General features: G+C 33.1%; 1 protein-coding gene. It reads right to left on the bottom strand.

From position 1 onward, the window contains the following. A partial coding sequence (locus ABNX05_RS26585; RefSeq protein WP_349662349.1) for a transposase occupies nucleotides 1–338 on the bottom strand: 338 nt, incomplete at both ends.

Consider the following 338-nt stretch of genomic DNA (forward strand, 5'->3'; position numbering starts at 1 on the left):
GATGACTGTTTCAACTTCCATTCCTGTTACTTTACTTTTTTCAATCAGTTCTTGTAGATAATGTCCATCTGATTTTTTACCTGTTGTAACGACTGCTGCTGTAATTATACGTTCATCACTAATTGCTAAATGTGTTTTATAACCAAAGAAAGTACTGTCTGCTGTTTTATGTCCTACTCGTGCATCGGTGTCTGTTGAATAATTTAGATGTTCTTGCGTATCTTCTACAGCTTCTTTTAACACGTTCAATTTTTCCTTTATAGCTGGTAGATGAGCGATTTGTGGTTTATTTTCAATAATGGCAATCAATCTTTCACAGTAAGTTAATTCATCTTTTA

The sequence above is a fragment of the Lysinibacillus zambalensis genome, assembly GCF_040183165.1.
Classification (GTDB): Bacteria; Bacillota; Bacilli; order Bacillales_A; family Planococcaceae; genus Lysinibacillus; species Lysinibacillus zambalensis.